The 561-nt window shown below is 50.3% G+C and carries 1 protein-coding gene; it reads left to right on the forward strand.

Going from position 1 to position 561, the window contains the following annotated elements:
• On the forward strand, window positions 1-561 hold a 561-nt coding region (locus R7Z50_RS29935; RefSeq protein ID WP_318150075.1), incomplete at both ends, for a DUF5801 repeats-in-toxin domain-containing protein.

Genomic DNA, 561 nt, shown 5'->3' on the forward strand with positions numbered 1-561 from the left:
TGGAAGGCCCAATCGATCACGCTATTAATAGCGACGAGCTAACGCTGAACTTCCCAATCATCGCAACGGATTTTGATGGTGACACCAGCTCCGCGGTGATCCCAGTGACTATCGTCGATGACCAACCGACCATCACAAACGTCGATGCCATTACAGTGGATGAAGACGATTTAACGAGTATTGGCTCTGCTCAAGATGGCGTTGTTTCTATTGACGGTAAGTTCACTACAACAGAAGGCTCTGATCGAGTGGTGAGTTATCAACTCGACGGCTCGACGAACCCTGTAGCAGGATTAACATCGCACGGCGAAGCGGTTGTACTCGTAGAAACGGCAAATGCTGACGGCAGCTTCACTTACAGTGCGACGGCAGATGGCAATCCAGTATTTACGTTGGTAGTGAATGTGGATGGCTCTTACAACTTCACGTTGGAAGGCCCAATCGATCACGCTATTAATAGCGACGAGCTAACGCTGAACTTCCCAATCATCGCGACGGACTTTGATGGTGACACCAGCTCTGCGGTGCTCCCAGTGACTATCTTCGATGACCAACCGACCA

Source organism: Vibrio sp. 1249-1, assembly GCF_033340495.1.